Annotated in this window: 16 protein-coding genes; 3 read left to right on the plus strand and 13 right to left on the minus strand. The window is 53.6% G+C overall.

Features of this window, described 5'->3' with window-relative positions; all coding sequences use genetic code 11:
• Positions 1 to 73: 73 nt before the first annotated feature.
• A complete protein-coding gene (gene aspS, locus ACFQDM_RS18840) occupies positions 74 to 1,903 on the minus strand; it encodes an aspartate--tRNA ligase (RefSeq protein WP_377382132.1) in 1,830 nt (609 codons plus the stop codon).
• A gap of 92 nt (positions 1,904 to 1,995) precedes the next feature.
• Between aspS and rnd the strand changes: the two genes are divergently transcribed.
• Positions 1,996 to 3,183 carry a ribonuclease D gene (rnd, locus tag ACFQDM_RS18845; protein WP_377382135.1) on the plus strand — a complete coding sequence of 396 codons (1,188 nt, stop codon included), beginning with the start codon at positions 1,996 to 1,998 and terminating at the stop codon, positions 3,181 to 3,183.
• Here the strand turns inward: rnd and ACFQDM_RS18850 are convergent.
• Genes ACFQDM_RS18850 through ACFQDM_RS18865 form a run of 4 tightly spaced genes read right to left on the minus strand, consistent with a single transcriptional unit; the run spans position 3,178 to position 8,671 of the window.
• The gene (locus ACFQDM_RS18850; protein WP_377382138.1) at positions 3,178 to 4,716 is read right to left on the minus strand and encodes a Ppx/GppA phosphatase family protein; all 1,539 of its coding nucleotides are present in this window, start codon (positions 4,714 to 4,716) and stop codon (positions 3,178 to 3,180) included. The genes rnd and ACFQDM_RS18850 overlap by 6 nt on opposite strands.
• Positions 4,703 to 6,901 carry an RNA degradosome polyphosphate kinase gene (locus tag ACFQDM_RS18855; protein WP_377382140.1) on the minus strand — a complete coding sequence of 733 codons (2,199 nt, stop codon included), beginning with the start codon at positions 6,899 to 6,901 and terminating at the stop codon, positions 4,703 to 4,705. Before ACFQDM_RS18855 ends, ACFQDM_RS18850 begins: the two co-directional genes overlap by 14 nt.
• A 32-nt stretch (positions 6,902 to 6,933) precedes the next feature.
• Positions 6,934 to 7,641 carry a hypothetical protein gene (locus tag ACFQDM_RS18860; RefSeq protein WP_377382143.1) on the minus strand — a complete coding sequence of 236 codons (708 nt, stop codon included), beginning with the start codon at positions 7,639 to 7,641 and terminating at the stop codon, positions 6,934 to 6,936.
• Between the two features lie 19 nt (positions 7,642 to 7,660).
• Positions 7,661 to 8,671, minus strand: a complete 1,011-nt coding sequence (locus ACFQDM_RS18865) for a DUF2066 domain-containing protein (protein ID WP_377382146.1) — start codon at positions 8,669 to 8,671, stop codon at positions 7,661 to 7,663.
• Positions 8,672 to 8,752: 81 nt separating this feature from the next.
• Here ACFQDM_RS18865 and purM point away from each other — a divergent pair, with 81 nt between their 5' ends.
• Together purM and purN are read left to right on the plus strand one after the other, a co-directional pair.
• Positions 8,753 to 9,775: a phosphoribosylformylglycinamidine cyclo-ligase gene (gene purM, locus ACFQDM_RS18870; RefSeq protein ID WP_377382149.1), complete on the plus strand. Its 1,023-nt coding sequence runs from the start codon at positions 8,753 to 8,755 to the stop codon at positions 9,773 to 9,775.
• Entirely contained in the window at positions 9,741 to 10,382 is a 642-nt protein-coding gene (gene purN / locus ACFQDM_RS18875; protein ID WP_377382151.1) for a phosphoribosylglycinamide formyltransferase, read from the plus strand. Before purM ends, purN begins: the two co-directional genes overlap by 35 nt.
• Here the strand turns inward: purN and ACFQDM_RS18880 are convergent.
• From ACFQDM_RS18880 to astD, 8 genes are all read right to left on the minus strand, one after another.
• Entirely contained in the window at positions 10,379 to 12,403 is a 2,025-nt protein-coding gene (locus ACFQDM_RS18880) for a TonB-dependent receptor domain-containing protein (RefSeq protein WP_377382153.1), read from the minus strand. The two genes, purN and ACFQDM_RS18880, sit on opposite strands and share 4 nt — an antisense overlap.
• Positions 12,404 to 12,562: 159 nt before the next feature.
• Complete coding sequence (locus ACFQDM_RS18885; protein WP_377382156.1) at positions 12,563 to 13,240, minus strand: DUF6498-containing protein; 678 nt, start codon at positions 13,238 to 13,240, stop codon at positions 12,563 to 12,565.
• A gap of 57 nt (positions 13,241 to 13,297) precedes the next feature.
• Positions 13,298 to 14,644, minus strand: a complete 1,347-nt coding sequence (gene rimO, locus ACFQDM_RS18890) for a 30S ribosomal protein S12 methylthiotransferase RimO (RefSeq protein WP_377382159.1) — start codon at positions 14,642 to 14,644, stop codon at positions 13,298 to 13,300.
• Between the two features lie 59 nt (positions 14,645 to 14,703).
• Complete coding sequence (gene grxD, locus ACFQDM_RS18895) at positions 14,704 to 15,030, minus strand: Grx4 family monothiol glutaredoxin (RefSeq protein ID WP_377382161.1); 327 nt, start codon at positions 15,028 to 15,030, stop codon at positions 14,704 to 14,706.
• Between the two features lie 76 nt (positions 15,031 to 15,106).
• On the minus strand, positions 15,107 to 15,961 hold the full coding sequence (locus tag ACFQDM_RS18900; protein ID WP_377382164.1) for an NAD-dependent epimerase/dehydratase family protein: 855 nt from the start codon (positions 15,959 to 15,961) through the stop codon (positions 15,107 to 15,109).
• An 18-nt stretch (positions 15,962 to 15,979) separates the two neighbouring features.
• Positions 15,980 to 16,213: a BolA/IbaG family iron-sulfur metabolism protein gene (locus ACFQDM_RS18905; protein ID WP_377382167.1), complete on the minus strand. Its 234-nt coding sequence runs from the start codon at positions 16,211 to 16,213 to the stop codon at positions 15,980 to 15,982.
• A 26-nt stretch (positions 16,214 to 16,239) separates the two neighbouring features.
• Entirely contained in the window at positions 16,240 to 17,559 is a 1,320-nt protein-coding gene (locus ACFQDM_RS18910; RefSeq protein ID WP_377382170.1) for an N-succinylarginine dihydrolase, read from the minus strand.
• Positions 17,556 to 19,010 (minus strand): succinylglutamate-semialdehyde dehydrogenase, encoded by a 1,455-nt coding sequence (gene astD / locus ACFQDM_RS18915; RefSeq protein WP_377382509.1) that lies wholly within the window; start codon positions 19,008 to 19,010, stop codon positions 17,556 to 17,558. The genes ACFQDM_RS18910 and astD overlap by 4 nt, the downstream gene beginning before the upstream one ends.

Here is a 19,010-nt window from a genome sequence, read left to right on the forward strand (position 1 = left end):
ATCGTTATCGGAGCAGTATGGAGGGCGAAAGCTGGCCGCGCCAGCCTTCACGCAACGTAATGGCGATAGCTTCCTATTTCTTAGGAAGTGAAAGCTTGATGTGGAGTTCTTTCAGCTGCTTCTCAGAAACAGTCGAAGGTGCACCCATCATCAGATCCTGCGCCTGCTGGTTCATCGGGAACAGCGTGACATCACGCAGGTTCTCGACTTCCGCCAGGATCATTACAATCCGATCAACGCCCGGTGCGATGCCGCCGTGCGGCGGCGCGCCATAACGGAAAGCATTCAGCATGCCGCCAAACTCTTCCTCAACAACGTCCGGACCATATCCAGCCAGCTCAAATGCCTTCAGCATGATATCCGGGCGGTGGTTCCGGATTGCACCGGAAGATAGCTCAATACCGTTACAGACGATGTCATACTGATAGGCCAGAATATCGAGCTTCTTCTCATCCGTGTCGGCTGCTTCCAACACTTCCATACCACCTTGCGGCATGGAGAACGGGTTATGAGAAAAGTCGATCTTCTTGTTGTCTTCGTCATACTCATACATCGGGAAGTCGACGATCCAGCAGAAGCGGAAGACATCTTTCTCGACGATATCGAGCTCTTCACCGATTTTGAGGCGTGCAGCACCTGCGAGCTTGTAAGCCGCTTCTTTCTTCCCGGCTGAGAAGAATACGCCGTCACCATCGTCCAGACCAGTTGCTTCCAAAAAGGCTTTTAGATGCTCTGGATCGAAGTTCTTGAGAACTGGATCCTGACTGACCACTGCGCCGCTGTCGTCCTTGCGCAAGCGTGCATAGCCAAGACCTGGAGCCTGCATCTCTTTCTTCGCCCATTTGTCGAAATCATCGAAGAATTTACGAGATTGATTTGCAGTTGCCTTCGGCGCCGGGATTGCGATGACCTTGCCGCCACCATTTGTGATTTTGGCAAAGATCGAGAAGCCTGTCTTGCTCTCATCCTTGAAGAAATCCGAGACATCTTTCAGCTCAATCGGGTTCCGCAGGTCAGGCTTGTCGGAGCCGTATTTCGCCATCGCTTCCCGATATGGAATGCGTGGGAACGGACCATCCGGCATATCACGTGTCTTGCCGTCCCAGTTCTGGAATTCCTTGAACACGCCAGACATGACAGGCTCAATCGCCTGAAAGACATCTTCCTGCGTGACAAAGCTCATCTCAATATCGAGCTGATAAAATTCACCCGGACTACGGTCTGCACGCGCATCCTCGTCCCGGAAACATGGTGCAATCTGGAAATAGCGATCGAAACCGGAAACCATCAGCAGCTGCTTGAACTGTTGAGGGGCTTGCGGGAGCGCGTAGAATTCGCCTGGGTGCAGACGTGATGGCACCAGGAAGTCACGCGCACCTTCCGGAGAAGAGGCCGTCAGGATCGGTGTCTGGTATTCCGTGAAGCCCTGATCAACCATGCGACGTCGCAGGGACGTAATGATCTGGCTGCGCAGCACCATGTTCTTGTGCAGGCTTTCCCGACGCAAATCGAGATAACGGTGCTTCAGACGAATTTCTTCCGGATAGTCCGGCTCTCCGAAAACTGGCAGCGGCAACTCAGCAGCCTCTGACTGAACTTCCAGCTCAGAGAGTTGCACTTCGATTTCGCCAGTTGGCAGATTCGGGTTGACCGTTTCGTCATCGCGGGCAACGACTGTACCGACGACCGTGATCACACTTTCGACGCGAAGGCGTTCAAGACGTTCGAAAAACTCCTTCGAAGGCGTCACAACGCATTGCGCTAGCCCGTAATGATCGCGTAAATCGACGAACAGGAGTCCTCCGTGGTCGCGTTTGCGATGAACCCAGCCCGACAAGCGGACTGTTTCACCCACATGGGTTTGCCGCAGCTCGCCACAGGTGTGCGTCCGATAGAGATGCATTTCAGGAAGACTCCGTACATAGGATTAGTATTTTCTGCGCAAACGGCACAGGGTAAGGGCTCTTGTCAAGCGAGTGAAAGGCAAACAAGCGAATGAGTGAAGCCGACATCAATGTAATTGAGCAACAAGACGAACTCAATCAGTTCTGCGACGCGCTCAAATCGAACGATGTTATCTTCGTCGACACCGAATTTCACCGCGAATCAACTTTCTGGCCGACGCTGTGTCTGATTCAGGCTGCTGGCGAAAATGTCGAAGGGATTATCGATCCAATGGCCGAGGGGTTGGATCTGACACCCTTTCTGGAACTTCTTGCAAACACGCGCATCACTAAGGTGTTTCATGCCGCACGCCAGGACATGGAAATCTTTTATCGCTTACTCGGAAAGCCGCCTGCGCCTGTTTTCGATACCCAGGTTGCTGCTATGGCGCTCGGACTCGGTGACTCGATCTCTTACGACAATCTCGTTTCCCAGCTAACCGGAAAGCAAATCGACAAGTCGTCTCAGTTTACGGACTGGACCCGGCGCCCGCTCAGCCAGAAGCAACTTCATTACGCGCTGGGCGACGTCACGCATCTCCGCAAGGTCTATGCGAAAATGTCGGGTCGACTGGATTCGCTGGATCGCTGGAGCTGGGTGGCGGCAGACCATGACTTGCTGGCATCTGCCGAACTGTATGAGAGCGATCCTGAAAATGCGTGGAAACGTATGAAGATCCGACGCAATCGGAAGGACTATCTCGCAGTTTTGAAATCAGTCGCGGTCTGGCGTGAAGCGTTGGCACAAGAGCTCAATCGGCCCCGCACACGTATCCTGAAAGATGACGCTGTGCAGGAAATTGCAGACCAACGCCCCAAGACGCCCGAAGCGCTTGAAAGGCTCCGGTCTGTTCCTCGCGGCTTCGGAAAGTCCCGGCATGGCCCAGGCCTGATCCAGGCGATCAACTACGCACTCGACAATGTGGATGAGGTCGCGCCTTTTGTCGAAAAGCCAAAGCAACGTGCGCCATCACCAGCTGGTGCAGCCGATCTCTTACGTGTTCTTCTCAAGCAGATCTGTGACGAAGAAAAAATCACGCCTCGTCTGGTCGCAAACTCTGCAGATCTTGAGCGCGTCGCCGCAGGCGAAGGGCACGAAACCAATGTCATGACCGGCTGGCGGTATGATGTTTTTGGCAAGCGCGCTGAAGACCTGCTAAATGGCCGGCTCGCCATCACGTTCAATGAAGGCGACATCCAATTATTTGATGTCACAGCAGCCGCGAAGTCACCGTCATAAGACAGGGACTTCCGGCTCCAGCCCCAAAATATTCGCGGCCTGCCCCAGACGTCGCAAAACGCTCTCTGACACAAGCTGCTTATATCGCGGCCTAATGTTGAGAATGAGCTTACCGTCCTCAACGGAGAGATACCCGCGTTTGAGAATACGTTCGGTTCGACAGGAAAATTCAGCAGCAACACGGATCAGCGACGCAATTTCTTTTGCACGCTGTACCTGCTCAACAGACAATGTGTTGTGTTCCAACTGAGTCAGATGGAATTTACGATTGTACCGAAAGCCCGTCACTAGTCCCATAAATACGCGACCCGCGTGATCAATGCCTGTGTAGGGACCACGCAATACAATCTGACGTGCAATGTCTGCCCGGTGATCAGGATGCATAATTGCCCCAATGTCAGCCAGAATAAAGCACGCCGTGATCAGACGCATGTCTGTTTTACCGTCTTCACCAAAGACAGGCTCAAGCGTCGAGAGTACGCCTTGCATGAACTCTCGAAGACCGCTTGAAAAATGCACCTGACTTGTATCCGGCCTTGCCAGGCTGGTGATACCAGCCAGCATTGGATCAAGCCCTTTGTACTCTTCTTCCATCGAATCGAAGACGAGGCCTTCACGTACTCCGTAGGCTGAGATGGTCATCCGGTTCGCGCCACAAGCCAGCAGCACGCTCTTCAGCGCTTGTGCCGTCAGGTTCAGATTGGCGTACCGCTTGCCCGCCACTGATTTCGCGAGACTCTGGACCTTGCTCTTGGGATCAATCAGGAGATCACAAAGCGCGACCGCTTCGTCTGCAGGAATGCTGTAGGACTGAAGCACATGCAGGCTGTAATGCTTATAGTGCATATAAACCTTGGCAAATGCGCGCCACGCGCCACCCACGGCATAAAAGACATCGGCCTTCGGAATTTTGCCTTGTGACTGAAGCTCCTTATCGATCCGTGCCTGAATATCGGCAGGAGATGATTTGGAGGCAGCCTGAAGCGCCAACGGTCCGACCCGATAGGTTTTCCCCGTCGCAAGCTTGCCCTCATTGCACTTCACAAGCTCAAGGCTTGAGCCCCCGAGATCGCCGATAAGGCCGGTCGGTTTGCGCAAAGCTGCGACCACCCCAAGCGCCGCAAAATGGGCTTCTTCAGCGCCCGTGAGAACGCGCACGCGGATACCTGTCGTGTCCAGTACTTCGTCACAGAAGTCCTTGCCGTCATCTGCCTCGCGCACGGCTGCGGTCGCAATGGCGCGAATATCCGTGACGCCAATTGACGCGCAGATCGCCTCATATCGGGACAACGCCGTGAGCGCAGATTTGACACCCTCTGGATAGAGTTTGCCGGTCTCCGAAACACCGTTTCCAAGTCCCGCCATAACCTTTTCATTGATACGGGGGACGATGCTTCGCCCTGTAATGTGATAGACAATAAGGCGCACGGAGTTTGAACCGATATCGATCACAGCCTGCTGACGCGGCTTTGGAGGACGCCCCAGCCGCCAGGACAAGGGGCGTCGTGCTTTTACAGGATCAAGAGTGTTCATGCGCGCCTTTCACAGGCTTTGGGTCGAGCTTGGGCGGCAAACTTGCGGCAAGAGATTCTCCGCGACCTGACAGGCTCGGATTCTTCATGAGATAGCTATGCACCGAGAATCCGTCACCTTCTGGAACAACGCGCTCATACGAACCGTCGGCTTTCAGCATCCAGCTTTGCATATCGTCATTCAGGTTGGCGACCATAATTTGGTCCAGAACCTGTCGCTTCACCGTGCTGTTTTCCAGCGGAACAAGCGTTTCCACGCGACGATCAAGATTTCGGTGCATCCAGTCAGCTGACGAAATAAAGACCTTTGCCTCGTCTGATGGCAATTCATGGCCGTTGGCAAAGCAGACGATTCTGGAGTGTTCCAGAAAACGGCCGACAATGCTCTTCACATAGATGTTTTCCGACAGCCCAGGCACGCCGGGACGCAGTGAGCAAATGCCGCGAATGACGAGTTCAACACGTACGCCCGCCTGGCTGGCCCGATAAAGCGCATCAATGATTTCATCATGAACCAATGAATTCATTTTGGCCCAAATGCCCGCTGGTTTCCCGGCCTTGGCATTTGCGATCTCGGTTTTGATCATGCGGATCAGGTCGTTCTTCATATGAAGCGGCGACAGCGAGACCTTCTCAAGGTCTGGCGGTTCTGCATAGCTGGTCACATAGTTGAAGACGCGCCCGGCATCGCGACCAAGCGCCTGATCGTCTGTGAAGAGCGACAGGTCAGTATAAATCTTCGCCGTAATCGGGTGATAATTGCCTGTCCCAAAGTGGGTGTAAGTTCGCAGCTCGCCAGCCTCACGACGCACAACCAGACTGACTTTAGCATGCGTTTTATATTCAATAAATCCGTAGACAACCTGCACGCCCGCACGCTCGAGATCACGCGCCCATCGAAGGTTTGCTTCCTCGTCAAAACGTGCCTTGATTTCGACAAGCGCCGTAACGTTCTTTCCGCTCTCTGCAGCTTCTACAAGCGCGGCAATAACTGGTGAGTTCTTACTGGTCCGATAGAGTGTCTGCTTGATCGCGATTACATCCGGATCACGTGCCGCCTGCTTGATGAACTGCACGACCACATCAAAAGACTCATATGGGTGGTGGACAATCATGTCCTTCGTGCGAATGGCTGCGAAACAATCCCCATTGTGTTCGCGAATACGCTCGGGAAAACGCGGCTCATACGGCGTGAACGCCAGATCCTGTCGTTCATCGACAATCAACTCGGACAACTGAGCAAGTCCCAAAATGCCGTCGACCTCTATGATGTCCTGAGCTTCAGCACCAACACCGTGAATGATGAAGTTCTTCAGGCTTTCGTCGGCATTACCGTCCAACTTCAAGCGAACAATCCGGCCACGGCGCCGCTGCTTCAGAAGGATTTCAAATTCGCGAATGAGATCTTCGGCTTCTTCTTCGATTTCGATATCACTGTCTCTGACAACGCGGAACGAGCACTTCTTCTCGCAGGAAAAGCCCGGAAAAATGGTATCGAGGAAGAGACTGATCAGATCTTCAAGCGGCAGGAACCGGATCAGATCCTTGTTCCGCGCCTGCTTTGGGAGCCGAATGAAACGATTTACCTGACTTGGCAGCGGCACCAGCGCCTTCATCATCTCACCGCTTGCATTTGCGGTCAGTTCAAGCGCGATCGCAAAACCGAGGTTCGGAAGGAACGGGAATGGATGGGCCGGATCGACAGCTAAAGGTGTCAGAATTGGAAAGATGTTCGCCATGAAATAATTCCGAAGCCAGACCATGTCTGCCTTCGGAACCTGATTGAAGCTCAGGACTTCGATTTCGTTCTCGGCCAGTTCCTTGCGCAGGGCATTCCAGCGGATTTGCTGATCACCGATTAGCCGCGTGGCGCGGTCATTGACGGCGACAAGCTGCTCTGCAGGCGTGCGGCCATCCAGGCCCGGGCGCACGACACCGGCACGGACTTGTTCGCGCAGACCAGCAACGCGAACCATATAGAATTCATCGAGATTATTCGCCGATATCGAGAGAAAGCGAAGGCGCTCCAGTAACGGATGGCTCTGATTTTCTGCTTCCTCCAATACGCGCTGATTGAAGCTCAACCAGGAGAGCTCCCGGTCAATGAAACGCTCTGGAGACGACATGGTTATCTTGCCACCATGTCTGCCAGACCCTCTTGAAGCGGTCCGTGGTGCGGAAGTCATTCGCCTACCCTTTCAATCCCTCAATCAGGTGCTCAGTCAAGATCAGCACCATCATCCTTATCCTGATAATCTGTGAGCGCATGCATAACGCTGCGCGCCAGGGGCACAGTGGCCGGGCGCTGCTGTTCCGTCATCGCGTCATCAAGCGCTGCAGCAAACGTCTCAATCGCTTCATAGCTTGGCTCAAGTCGGTGCTTCACATAGGCGAGCGTTTCGTCCGGCAAATCGATAAAGCGTCGCAAGCACGCTGCGCGAAGTCGTCTCGGAAAATTCGTTTCATCTAGCGTGGGCAAAACAAGAGTCGTTGCCGCGGACAGTCGGGAAACAAGATCCTTGGGCTCAAAATGCCAATTCGCAGCGTTGCCGTGGCCGCCAATAACGATTGGCATATTATGCTCAGCCGAGAGGTTGAGAACCGTAAGCAAAGCATTGGACGGCACAACCTGATCAACATCGTCGAGGGCGAGCGGCTGATCCAGCAGCGCCGCCTGCTCATTAGGGCTCAATGTCATCCAGTCCGATGGTACGAGATATCGTCCTTCAAACTCTTTCGCCCAGGACTTCAGAACGGTTGTGACACCAGATCGAACGGGACCTGTTAGCGCCACGAACGATTTCGGCCATTCCCGCCATTGCCTTAACACACGCAGAGAGGCGCGCCCCTGCGCCCCGTAAAGCAAGGCATCAAGTGGCGGGACGGCCTGCGGGAAAGTGAGTTTGAACTGCTCTCCCATTGACATAATCACGTCACCTTAAAGGCTACCCACCGAGGGCAGATTCCATAACCCAGCCCGAAGGCTCTCTTGTTAGAATGACGCCGCGCTGACGGAGTTCACCTGCAAGACGCGTATCATCGCCTGCATAGCGGAATGTTACCAAGGCACCGTCGCGGGAGATGGCGTCGACCTGAAAATCAGATACCAGCGCTGAACTCGAAAGCGCGGCACGAAGCTTCGCCCAGGTCTGCAGATTGCTATAGCGGACTGTCGCGCTGGACGTGGTGCGCTCACTGCTGCGCACAATGGCCTGTCGTTTCCAGACCGTGTCGAGATATTCCGTGGCAGCTAGCATTGCATCTTCGATGGTCGCAACAGCGCCTGTCATACCGACAACCATACTGTCGCCTCCAGACACACGTGTCAGACGGACACGATAGCTGCCTTCGGCACCGGATAGTTCAGCAAACACGGCATCGCTTGCACCAGATGCACGAACCTCGCTCGAAACAGCGGACCAATTATCGGTCGCCTTGTAAAACGAAAGCCCGGTGACGTACGGATTTAGCGCCCCTCGGTCTGCTCGCGGCCAGGCTTCGCGCCAGTCTTCCAGCACGCTGCTATCTTCAGACACCGGTACGATTAGGCTTGGCGGCGATTGCCGATCGACATATGGCACGCCGAGCTGCTGAAGCCGGGAACGAACCCGTACAGGATTGAAGACCACCGAAAGGTCGGCACGATACACGGTCGAGCTTCGCTTCTCATTGTCCACATCGACAGCCGAGGCCAACTCATTCGCCGTTGCGTAGCTGTAAAAGCTGTTTCCTATCCCGTCTCGATCTTCAGGGAGCGTGATCTTCCGGACCAATCGCTGCAAGCCTTCGACTTTGGCTGTCGCAAATGCCTCAGCTTCCGCCTGGCGCGTATTCTGCGCTTCTTCGTCCACGGAGATGTTGGAGATCGTGTAAATCGCTCTCGTATCAGCACTGGCAGCGCTGAAGCTGAGAGAAAGTGCCGCAAACGCACCGGCCAGAATCGAAATCGGTTTCATGCTAACGTCCTACCAGCCCTTTTTGATGATATAAAGACACAGAATATGGCGATTACGGTGAAGTCATGATAACGCGTGCGCATGACAGAATCATCACCGCTTACTTATCGCCAGGCTGGCGTCGATATCGATGCTGGTAATGCGCTTGTCGATCGCATCAAACCGCTTGCTGCGGCGACCCGTCGGACCGGCGTCGCTTCCGATCTTGGGGGCTTTGGAGGCCTCTTTGATCTGAAAGCGTGTGGATATGATGATCCCATCCTGGTTTCCGGAACCGACGGCGTCGGCACGAAACTTTTGCTCGCGCAGGAAGCTGGCCTTCACAGTACGATCGGCATCGATCTGGTCGCAATGTGCGTCAATGACGTTCTGGCTCAGGGTGCCGAACCACTCTTTTTCCTTGACTACTTTGCGACAGGAAAACTGGAAACGGATATTGCAAGCGATGTGGTCAAAGGCATTGCGGAAGGCTGCAAGCAATCTGGTTGCGCTCTGATTGGTGGCGAAACGGCAGAAATGCCGAGCATGTATGCGCCCGGCCATTATGACCTGGCGGGCTTCGTCGTTGGCGCAGTTGAGCGTTCCGATGTTCTTCCAAAGCTTTCTGAAATGCAGACAGGCGACGTCCTGATTGGATTGCCTTCGAGCGGCCCTCACTCAAATGGCTATTCCCTGATCCGCAAGATTGTCGAACGTTCGCGATTGTCCCTGTCAGATCAGGCTCCGTTCGACGATAGCAAAACACTTGGCGCAGCCTTGCTGGAACCAACGCAGCTCTACGTAACCAGCGTCCTGCCCCTCATCAAAGACAATCTGGTCAAAGGGCTTGCGCACATTACAGGTGGAGGGATCACCGAAAACCTGCCGCGTATGTTGCCAGATAATCTCAAGCCGGTGCGTGACGGCGATGACTTCACGCCACCTCCGGTCTTTTCCTGGATGCAGGATGTAGGTCAGGTCGAAGAAGCTGAAATGTACCGGACCTTCAATATGGGAGTCGGCATGATCCTTTGTGTGGCACCTGACAAGGCAGAAAAGGTTGTTGAAGTGCTCAAAGCGGGCGGCACAAATGCGTTCATTTACGGGCACCTCACGAATGGCTGAACGTGAAGAGCCGGTGCGACTGGCTATATTCATCTCCGGACGCGGTTCTAACATGAAGACGCTCGTGCAGGCTTGCCTGGATGAGGGCTTCGCCAAACCTGTTCTGATCCTCTCAAACAGCTATTCCGCTGCCGGTCTTGAGTGGGCGACCGAAAACGATTTGCCGATCGCGGCAATCGACCACCGCGCATATGATGATCGGGAATCCTTCGAGAAAGATGTTCAGGACACGCTTGAACTCCACAATGTGGAGTTCATCGCATTAGCGGGTTTCATGCGCGTTCTAACGCCATGGTTTACTGATCAATGGGAAGGGCGAATGATCAACATTCACCCTTCACTTCTGCCAAAATATCCAGGACTACACACGCATAAGCGCGCGATCGAAGCCGGTGATAAAGAAGCTGGTTGCTCCGTACACTGGGTCACTGCAGGTGTTGATGAAGGCGCCGTTATTGATCAGGAACGCGTTGAGATCATGCCTAACGACACACCCGATGCGCTTGCCGAAAGGGTCCTTGAAAGAGAGCATTTCCTCTACCCTCGCGCACTCCAGAAAGCCATTTCTGACTTTCTGGTGCGTGAGCTTCAGAACGAAGCCGACTAAAATCCAGCAGAAATACCCATCCATACGCGAGCGCCGTCGACTGTGTATCCGCTCTCTTCATAGTTCAGGCGTTCGTTGAAGAGGTTCTGAACTCCGAAGAAGATTTCGGATTTTTCAGCATATCGATAGCTGCCGCCAAAATCGACGGTGGTGTAGGCCCCGGTCACGGTATTGCTACCACTGATCTGCGCTTCGGTTACAGCTTCCTCACCGCGATAGACAGCACGAATATAAGTGTTCAGCTTGTCTGTCGGCTCCCAATTCAATGCAAGGCTACCTTGCTGCTCCGGCGTATCATTGAAAGCCGCTCCAGCATTTTCACCCGTCAATTGCTCTGAATCTGTGAAGGAAAAAGAACCATCAAGTGAAATTGAGTCTGTCAGTTCCGCGCTGGCGGTAAATTCGAGGCCCGTGATCTCAGCTTCATCAATGTTTACATAAGTTGTTGGTGGTCGACCAATTGAACTCAGCGGCTCGTCCAGACACCAGGCACCTGCCGACTCACATGTGACACGTGTAATCCTGTCATTGAATCTTGTTTGATAAGCCGTTGCGCTGACCTGAAGCCGGTCGCTGAAGGTGTAGAAGAGACCGATCTCGACATTCTCGGAGGTTTCCGCCTCAAGCGCAGGGTTTCCATAGATGGTGCCCCCACGGCTCACTTGCCCCCAATCTGGCAGCGTCTGACGCAAATTCGGCGCCCGGAAACCTGCAGAATAGCCACCTTTCAGCGTGAAGGCGTCCGATACATTCCAGACAGCGTACAGGCGAGGCGTCCAGTGATCACCATACTCTTCGTCATTATCCATCCGAATGCCGCCTGTAAGCGCAAAATTCTCGACAAGCCGCCATTCGTCTTCAACGAAAACCGCAAACTGTGTTCGTTCCGCGTTGGTGCGATCAGAAAGACGATTGCTGGTCTCGTCGAACATCTTTTCGTTTCGATAGAACCCACCAACGTTGAACGTATGCTGTTTGAAAGGAATGATGAAAGAGGTCTGACCGACCATATTTTCGATTGATTTGTTATCGTCAGTACCGACTGCATCCTCATACTGAATGTATGATGACGACGTAATATCGCCCCAACTTCCATCATGCTGAATAGAAAAGACATTGCGGACCTGTGTCTGCTCTGTTCGTGTTCCCAATTCAACAGGATTTCTTTCCGTTGGTTCGTAGGTCTCACCTGCGACTTCGATGACTTCCTGATTGTAGCGCCCCGCTTCGAACATAAGCGACTGCGTATCGGATACCTGCCAAGTGAATTTGGCATTGATACTGTCATCGTTTCGCTCTGGTGTGCCACCGATTATGGTATCACCTTCTCGGTGGTTCATAGAGCCGGAAAGCTGAAGTCCCAGCTTGTCAGCGATGATCGGACCAGAAAGATAGAAATTGGCATCCTGGTAGTTGCCGAAACCATCCTCTAATTGATGCGTAGCATTCAGACGAATCTTTCCGTTCCAATCATCAGAAACACGTTTCGTGATAATGTTGACGACGCCACCCATCGCGTCTGAGCCATAGAGTGACGACATGGGACCTCTAACAACCTCGATGCGCTCAATCGACTCCAGTGGAGGCAGGAGACCACCTTCGCTGATATTTCCCCCGTTCGTGCGCGCCTCACGCGCACTGAGCCTTTTTCCATCCACGAGAATAAGCGTGTATTGCGGAGACATACCCCGAATGGAAATGTCCCGTGAATTCCCTTCACCTGCCGAAACTGTCACACCGGGAATGTCGAGCAGCGCGTCTGTAACTTCTCGATACGGTGTCCGCTCAAGTTCCTCTCGCCCAATAATGCTAATTGATGCAGGCGCATCTTCCACACTCTGAATCCGACCTGCCGCCGTCACGACGATCTGTTCCATGCGAGCATCAGCCTCTTCAGCCGCTTGTCGATCCGCTGCCTTCTCATCATCGGAAACTGACTTCGACTGCGCAAATGCCGGATAAAACAAGCCGCTAAATGCTGTCGTCGATAGTGCTATCGCTGCGAGGCTGGACCGCACCACCGAAGAACTCCCAATAATAACCATATATCCTCACTGAAATGGTACTAAACACGTAATGCGAACGCTTTTAATAATCATTTGCAATAAGGTAATGATAGATTTTGGTATTTCCTTGATCGCCGTGCGATTAAATTACCGCTCTCAACCTTCTGTTTTTTCTTAAATATTTTCGCGTCGCGAATCTCGCCAGGTCCGCCCGACAATGCTGAAGCCAATTCTCAGAACAATGAGTAGCAACACGCCAATCATCGGGTCACCCAGTGCGATCAACGCGGCGGCTCCTGCAAATATACCGATATGGAGGACTACAATTCTTCCGTATGGAGCAAACATTTCCTCCTGTAGGCTCGGAATGGTCTGCGTCTTCCCTGGCCAGTAGTCTGCAATGGCTGCGGCGAGCTGATAAACAAGAATGAGCATCAAGGCGGCGCCCATTCCGGGCCAGGATAACCTGACCGCATGAAACATTTGCCACATCGTATCTGGAGATGGCGCCATGGAGCCCGCTGGAAGATCAACACTTCGCGCAAACTCAAAGAGGAAGACGCCATGGCCGAAACAGAACAGGCCATAGTGGAACGTAAAAAAGACCGTCATGAACGTACCGACAAACAGGCCAAATACGCCCAGCGTTTGGAGACCTGACAAGAACATGCGCACGAGGGTTGCAACACCGATCAGAAGGTTTTCAGCCCAGTAAAGCAGGACCAGCGCTTCAGCCCCCCAGCCAAAGAAGACAACAAAGACCACCGGAATGACATCAACGGCGATCGCCAGAAGCGTGAGCGGATCCCTGAAGGCCGCACGCCAGTATGCTGGTTTGAAATACGAAATCATGCCTGTCCCCTACTCAGTCACTAAGGGACACAAATTTGTCTGAGATCAAGCTGTGTTTCAGGCTGGCTCAGCCCACAGGTCGTAATGGTCCGCGGCAACGACTTTCGCCTCAACGATCATACCAGGTTCTAGTTCACCGCCTTCGGCAAGTTGAACTGTACCGTCAATCTCCGGCGCGTCCGCTTTCGTTCGGCCGATCGCAATGTCCTGATCCGCATCAACCTGATCGACGATCACATCCAGAACTTTGCCGATTTGCGAAGCAGAGCGTTCAGCTGAAATTTCCGCCTGAACTTGCATGAAACGGTGCCAGCGATCCTCTTTCACATCTTCACGCACATGATTGTCGAGCACACGACTGTCTGCATGTTCAACATTCTCATACTTGAAGCAGCCCGCGCGATCGATCTTCGCAGCGCGCATCCAGTCCAGAAGGAATTGGAATTGCTCTTCCGTTTCTCCCGGGAAACCAACGATAAAGGTTGAACGAAGAGTCAGGTCCGGCACATCCTTGCGCCACTGTAAAATACGCTCAAGGACTTTGTCCCCGCCCTGCCCCGGTCGGCGCATACGCTTGAGAACATCCGGGTGAGCATGCTGAAATGGAATGTCGAGATATGGCAGGATGGTACCATCCGCCATCAAGGGCATGACCTTGTCCACATGCGGGTATGGATAAACATAGTGCATGCGAACCCATGCCTCGAGCTCACCCAAACCTTTGCACAGGTCATAGAAACGGGTCTGATATTCGGTATCTTTCCACATCCGGGGCTCGTATTTAACATCGAGCCCATATGCAGAGGTATCTTGGCTGATCACCATGATCTCTTTGACGCCCGCTTTCACGAGTTGCTCTGCTTCGCGCAGCACGTGATCAATCGGACGTGAGACAAGATCACCACGCAATTTTGGAATGATGCAGAAGCTGCATTTGTTGTGGCAGCCTTCTGCGATCTTCAGATAGGCATAGTGGCGCGGCGTCAGGCGCAGACCACTTTCCGGAACAAGATCGAGAAACTTGTCAGGCGGCGGCGCAACATGCTCATGCACCGCGCTCATGACCTGCTCGTACTGGTGAGGCCCGGTGATTGCCAGAACCTTCGGGTGACGCTCACGTATGACATCCGGCTCAGCGCCGAGACAGCCTGTCACGATCACACGACCATTTTCGGTAATGGCTTCGCCAATGGCATCAAGACTCTCATCACGAGCGCTATCAAGAAAGCCGCAGGTGTTTACGAGCACCAGATCAGCGCCTTTATAGTCGGGCGCGATCGCATACCCTTCTGCACGCAGACGGGTCACAATACGTTCAGAATCCACGAGGGCTTTTGGACAGCCCAGAGAGACGATACCGACTTTGGGCTGTCGTTTTGGTTCTGTGTTGACGGTAACAGTCATTCTGGCCTCATTGCAGCGAAGCGGCGGGCTTTACCGCAAATGGAGCCACATGGGAACCATCAAGCGTCAGCAAGCACGCCTTTTTCAGCGAGGAATGGCTTCAGCTCACCCTGCTCAAACATCTCTTTGATGATATCACAACCGCCAACGAACTCACCCTTCACGTACAGCTGAGGAATGGTCGGCCAATTGGAGTATTGTTTGATACCTTCACGCACGTCCATATCTTCCAACACGTTGAAGGACTGATACTCGACCTGAAGGTAGTTGAGGATCTGAGCCACAACAGATGAGAAGCCACACTGAGGAAAGGTTGGTGTGCCCTTCATGTAAAGCATGACGTCATTGTTTTCGATCTGCGATTTGATGGTGTCCTGGACACTCATTGGCAGTGCTCCTCTGATTTCGTACCAGCGAGGTGTGAATTCCTACGCGAAAGATCAAGTGCCTTAACCTGAATCGTCAGCGCTTTTCTACAATTCGCCGAACACCTTGATCGAATGACACGATTGGAGTCCATGATGGCAGTAACGGCCAGGTTGGCAAGCGGTCCGTCTCTGAACGTCGAACCTGAGCGTTCGACAGATTCATGAGTGTTCCAAAAAACGTGATCAAAAGCCGGAGAAGACTTCCTGGAATTGTGATGATGAACACAGGACCAGGTACAATGCTTTGAACGGTTCTATACATCTGCGTCATTGAAAGCACGTCCGGACCGCCTGCCGCGATCGCAAGCTGTTCAGCGGTCTGGTCCTCGAATAATCGCGCCACCAAACGCGCAAGGTCATCATAGTGAACCGGCTGCTGGCGTGCGGCGCCGCTCCCCATCATCGGTAAAATCCGCAATTTTCTCGCAAGCCCGATCAACCGCCCGACGTTGCCGTCAGCTATATCGCCATAGATCATACAGGGGCGCACAGCGCTTAGTTTTCCCCCGCCCATCCCGAGAACACGGTCTTCTTCTGCACGCAAAGCCGCATAGACGTCAGACTCAAAATCTATGCCGACATTATTGGAAGAGAAAAGCACCAGATGCGCGTGACAATCCAGCTGTCTCAGGGACCGCGCGGTCGGGCCACTCAAAGTGAGGATCGGGCAAAACACAACGCGATCACAGTCGCGGAGCACGGCTGCCGCATGCATAGGATCCTCAAGGTCGAGCTTCCTAACCTCAACACGCTTACTGCCCTTGGCCCAGACAAGCTGCTCGGGAAAACGTGATGTCAGCACAAATGCCTGTTGCGCATCCTCTACTGACAGTCTCTCAAAAACAGCGCGCCCAAGTGCGCCGGATGCACCAACGATGGCGGTTTTCATGGCGCCGGGTATCCTGTGTCAGGCCGGTGCGGATGTTTTAAGCTGAAGCGCGTGCAGCTCCCCGCCCATCTGTCCATTCAGCGCCGCGTAGACCATCTGGTGTTGGGCGACCCGCGTCTTGCCGCGGAAGGAGGCCGAGATGATTTCAGCGCTCCAGTGGTCATCATCTCCAGCCAGATCGACAAGATTGATCTCTGCATCCGGGAAAGCCGTGCGCAGCAGGTTTTCCAGCGTAGTCCTATCCATTGCCATGATAAATTCTCCCAGAGTGTTCCGTATCAGGCATTGAAAGAGTTGATCAGCAACGTCAACGCTTCATGCGCCACTTTCACCTCTGCAGCGAATGCAGGATCTGCAAGGTCAGACGGCGTTAGACTGTCGCGATAATGGGTTCGAACCCAGTCCTGCAACGCGTTGATCTTTTGATTGTCCAGCAAATAAGCCTGATTAACGGCTGCGAGCTGTTCATCGGTCATCACAACGCGGAGCCTCAGGCACGCAGGGCCGCCGCCATTGCGCATGGATTGGCGCACATCGACATATTCAACACGGCCGATTGGACCATTTCCTGCGACCATGGCTTCGCAGAAGGCATACGCAGATGGCGTCTCCTTCGTTTCCAGCGGTGCGAACAGAACCAACCGGTCTTCATCTGGAAAACTCAGAAGCTGCGAATTGAACAGATAGGACGCGATCGCATCTTCTATCGACACTTCCGATTGCGGCACCTCAACAATGTTCAGATTGAAAAGGCCTGCACTTGCGTCACGAAGCGATTGATAAACAGCTTCTTTTTCTTCAAATGCGAGTTCATGCGTGAAGAGTGTGTGCACGTTGCCAACACAGACGACATCATTGTGGAACGCACCAGCATTAATGGCCGCGCGCGATTGTCTGGCGAAGACGGTGCGCTCTTTTCTCAAGCCATGTGATGCAGCGATGCGCTCGCAGGACAACCTTGTCTGGCGCGCGGGAAAGCCTGCAGTTTCTTCTGTGTGCTCGCGTCCATAGACAAACAGCTCGACACCTTTTGCCCCATGTTTTGCACACAGTCTGACATGGTTCGCAGCGCCTTCATCTGAAAAGTCCGCATGCTCGGGCAAGGCTGGATTCACACGGAAATGAGCCTCGTCCGCGAAGATCGTTTGCAGATTCTGAAACGTATCCGGATACTCAATACTTCGGTGCAGCATTGTCGACAAATTAGCGACTGTCATATGCAGGCGTTTGTCATCTGTATCCGGAGACGGTGAGACCGTCGCCGAATTCGCCGCCCACATAGCGCTCGCAGAATAGGCAGCCTTCAGCAAACCAGGCGCCGTTTGCGCAGCGCATTTGATGATTTCCGTATTCGTGCCGTTAAAACCGGATCGCAAGAGAAAATCGAAATTCGGACGCTGCAAGGGTGGCAGAAACCCTTGCTTCAGACCCGCATTGACCAGAATGCGCATCTTCTCCAGCCCCTGCAAAGCAGCCTCACGCGGGTTGGAAGCCGCACCTTCATTGCGCGCACTTGCCAGATTGCCTTCGGACATGCCGCCATAATTGTGCGAGGGTCCAATCAGACCGTCGAAATTGACTTCATACGCTGTTGTCACCGTGGAAAGCCTTTCGCGGACATGCGCTTGGGTTCAGGCGCAATCTGGCTTGCTTGCGGCCAGGCACAATAGTCAGCCGCATAATAAGCGCTCGGACGGTGATTGCCGGAAAGCCCTGGCCCGCCAAATGGCAACGCTGAAGACGCTCCTGCCGTCGGGCGATTGAGATTGAGAATGCCTGCCCTCAGGCTGAGGTGTGCCTCATCCCAGAGCGTCATGTTTTCCGTTATCAGCCCTGCGGACAATCCGAACTGGGTATCGTTCGCGGTTGCGATGGCCGTCTCAAAATCCGGCACTCTGTAAACCTGCAGAAATGGCCCGAACAATTCCTCATCCGGAACGTTCTCTACGCCGGTCATATCGATGACACCGGCAGACACAAACGCGCCGCCCTGCTCTGGGTTCTGTAGTGTTTTCAGAACCTTACCACCACATTGTTCAAGTTTATTCTGAAACGCCTCAGCGCCATTGGCAGCATGCGCGCTGACGAGCGGCCCCATGAAGACGTCATCCTCATCCCAGGCTCCAATTCGAAGCCTGTCAGCACGCGAAATGACGGCATCTACCAATTTGTCACCCAGGCTTCCGGTCGGCACGATGAGCCGGCGTGCGCATGTGCACCGCTGTCCAGTCGTCAGGAAAGCTGATTGAGCGGCAATATCTGCCGCAGCATCTACGTCACCAAAATCCCAGGAAATGAGCGGATTGTTTCCGCCCATTTCGAGCGCCACCATCACATCAGGCCGGCCGCCAAACTTCTTGTGTATGAATGTCCCAGTCGATGCAGAACCGGTAAACAGAATTCCGTTCAGATCGCCATCCAGCAGCGCTGCGCCCGTGTCGCGACCACCTTGAACCAGACTCACGACACCAGAAGGAATGCCTGCCTTCTCCAGCGTTTTAACCAGCAATTCTCCAGTCGCGGGGGCGAGCTCTGAAGGTTTGAAGACGATCGTATTCCCTGCAAGCAGGGCCGGAATGATATGGCCATTTGGCAAATGGCCTGGAAAATTGAATGGCCCCATAACGGCCATGATGCCATGGGGGCGATGCACCAGTTCTGAACGCCCAAAATCAGTATCTGAGGACTGCGTTCCTGTTCGCTCATCATAAGCTGTGATGGAGAGCTCTACCTTGCCCTTCATCGCATTCAGTTCGCCCATCGTCTCCCAGAGCACCTTACCGACTTCACGAGAGATGGTTTGCGGCAGTACGTCTGCAAGTTTGTCGAGTTCCTGCACATAGCGCCGCAAGATCGAAATGCGCTCGTCCAGTGGCGTTCGCGCCCATTTTGGAAAAGCTGCACGTGCCGCAGAGAAAGCATCGTTTACGTCACTTGCAAGCGCCTCTGGGCCTTCCCAGACAACATCTCCCGTTGCGGGATCGATCGATTGAAAAGCTTTTCCACCGCCGGCTTTCCATGTTCCATTGATAAAAAGGCTACTCATAAT

The organism is Ponticaulis profundi, assembly GCF_042659465.1.
GTDB lineage: Bacteria > Pseudomonadota > Alphaproteobacteria > Caulobacterales > Hyphomonadaceae > Ponticaulis > Ponticaulis profundi.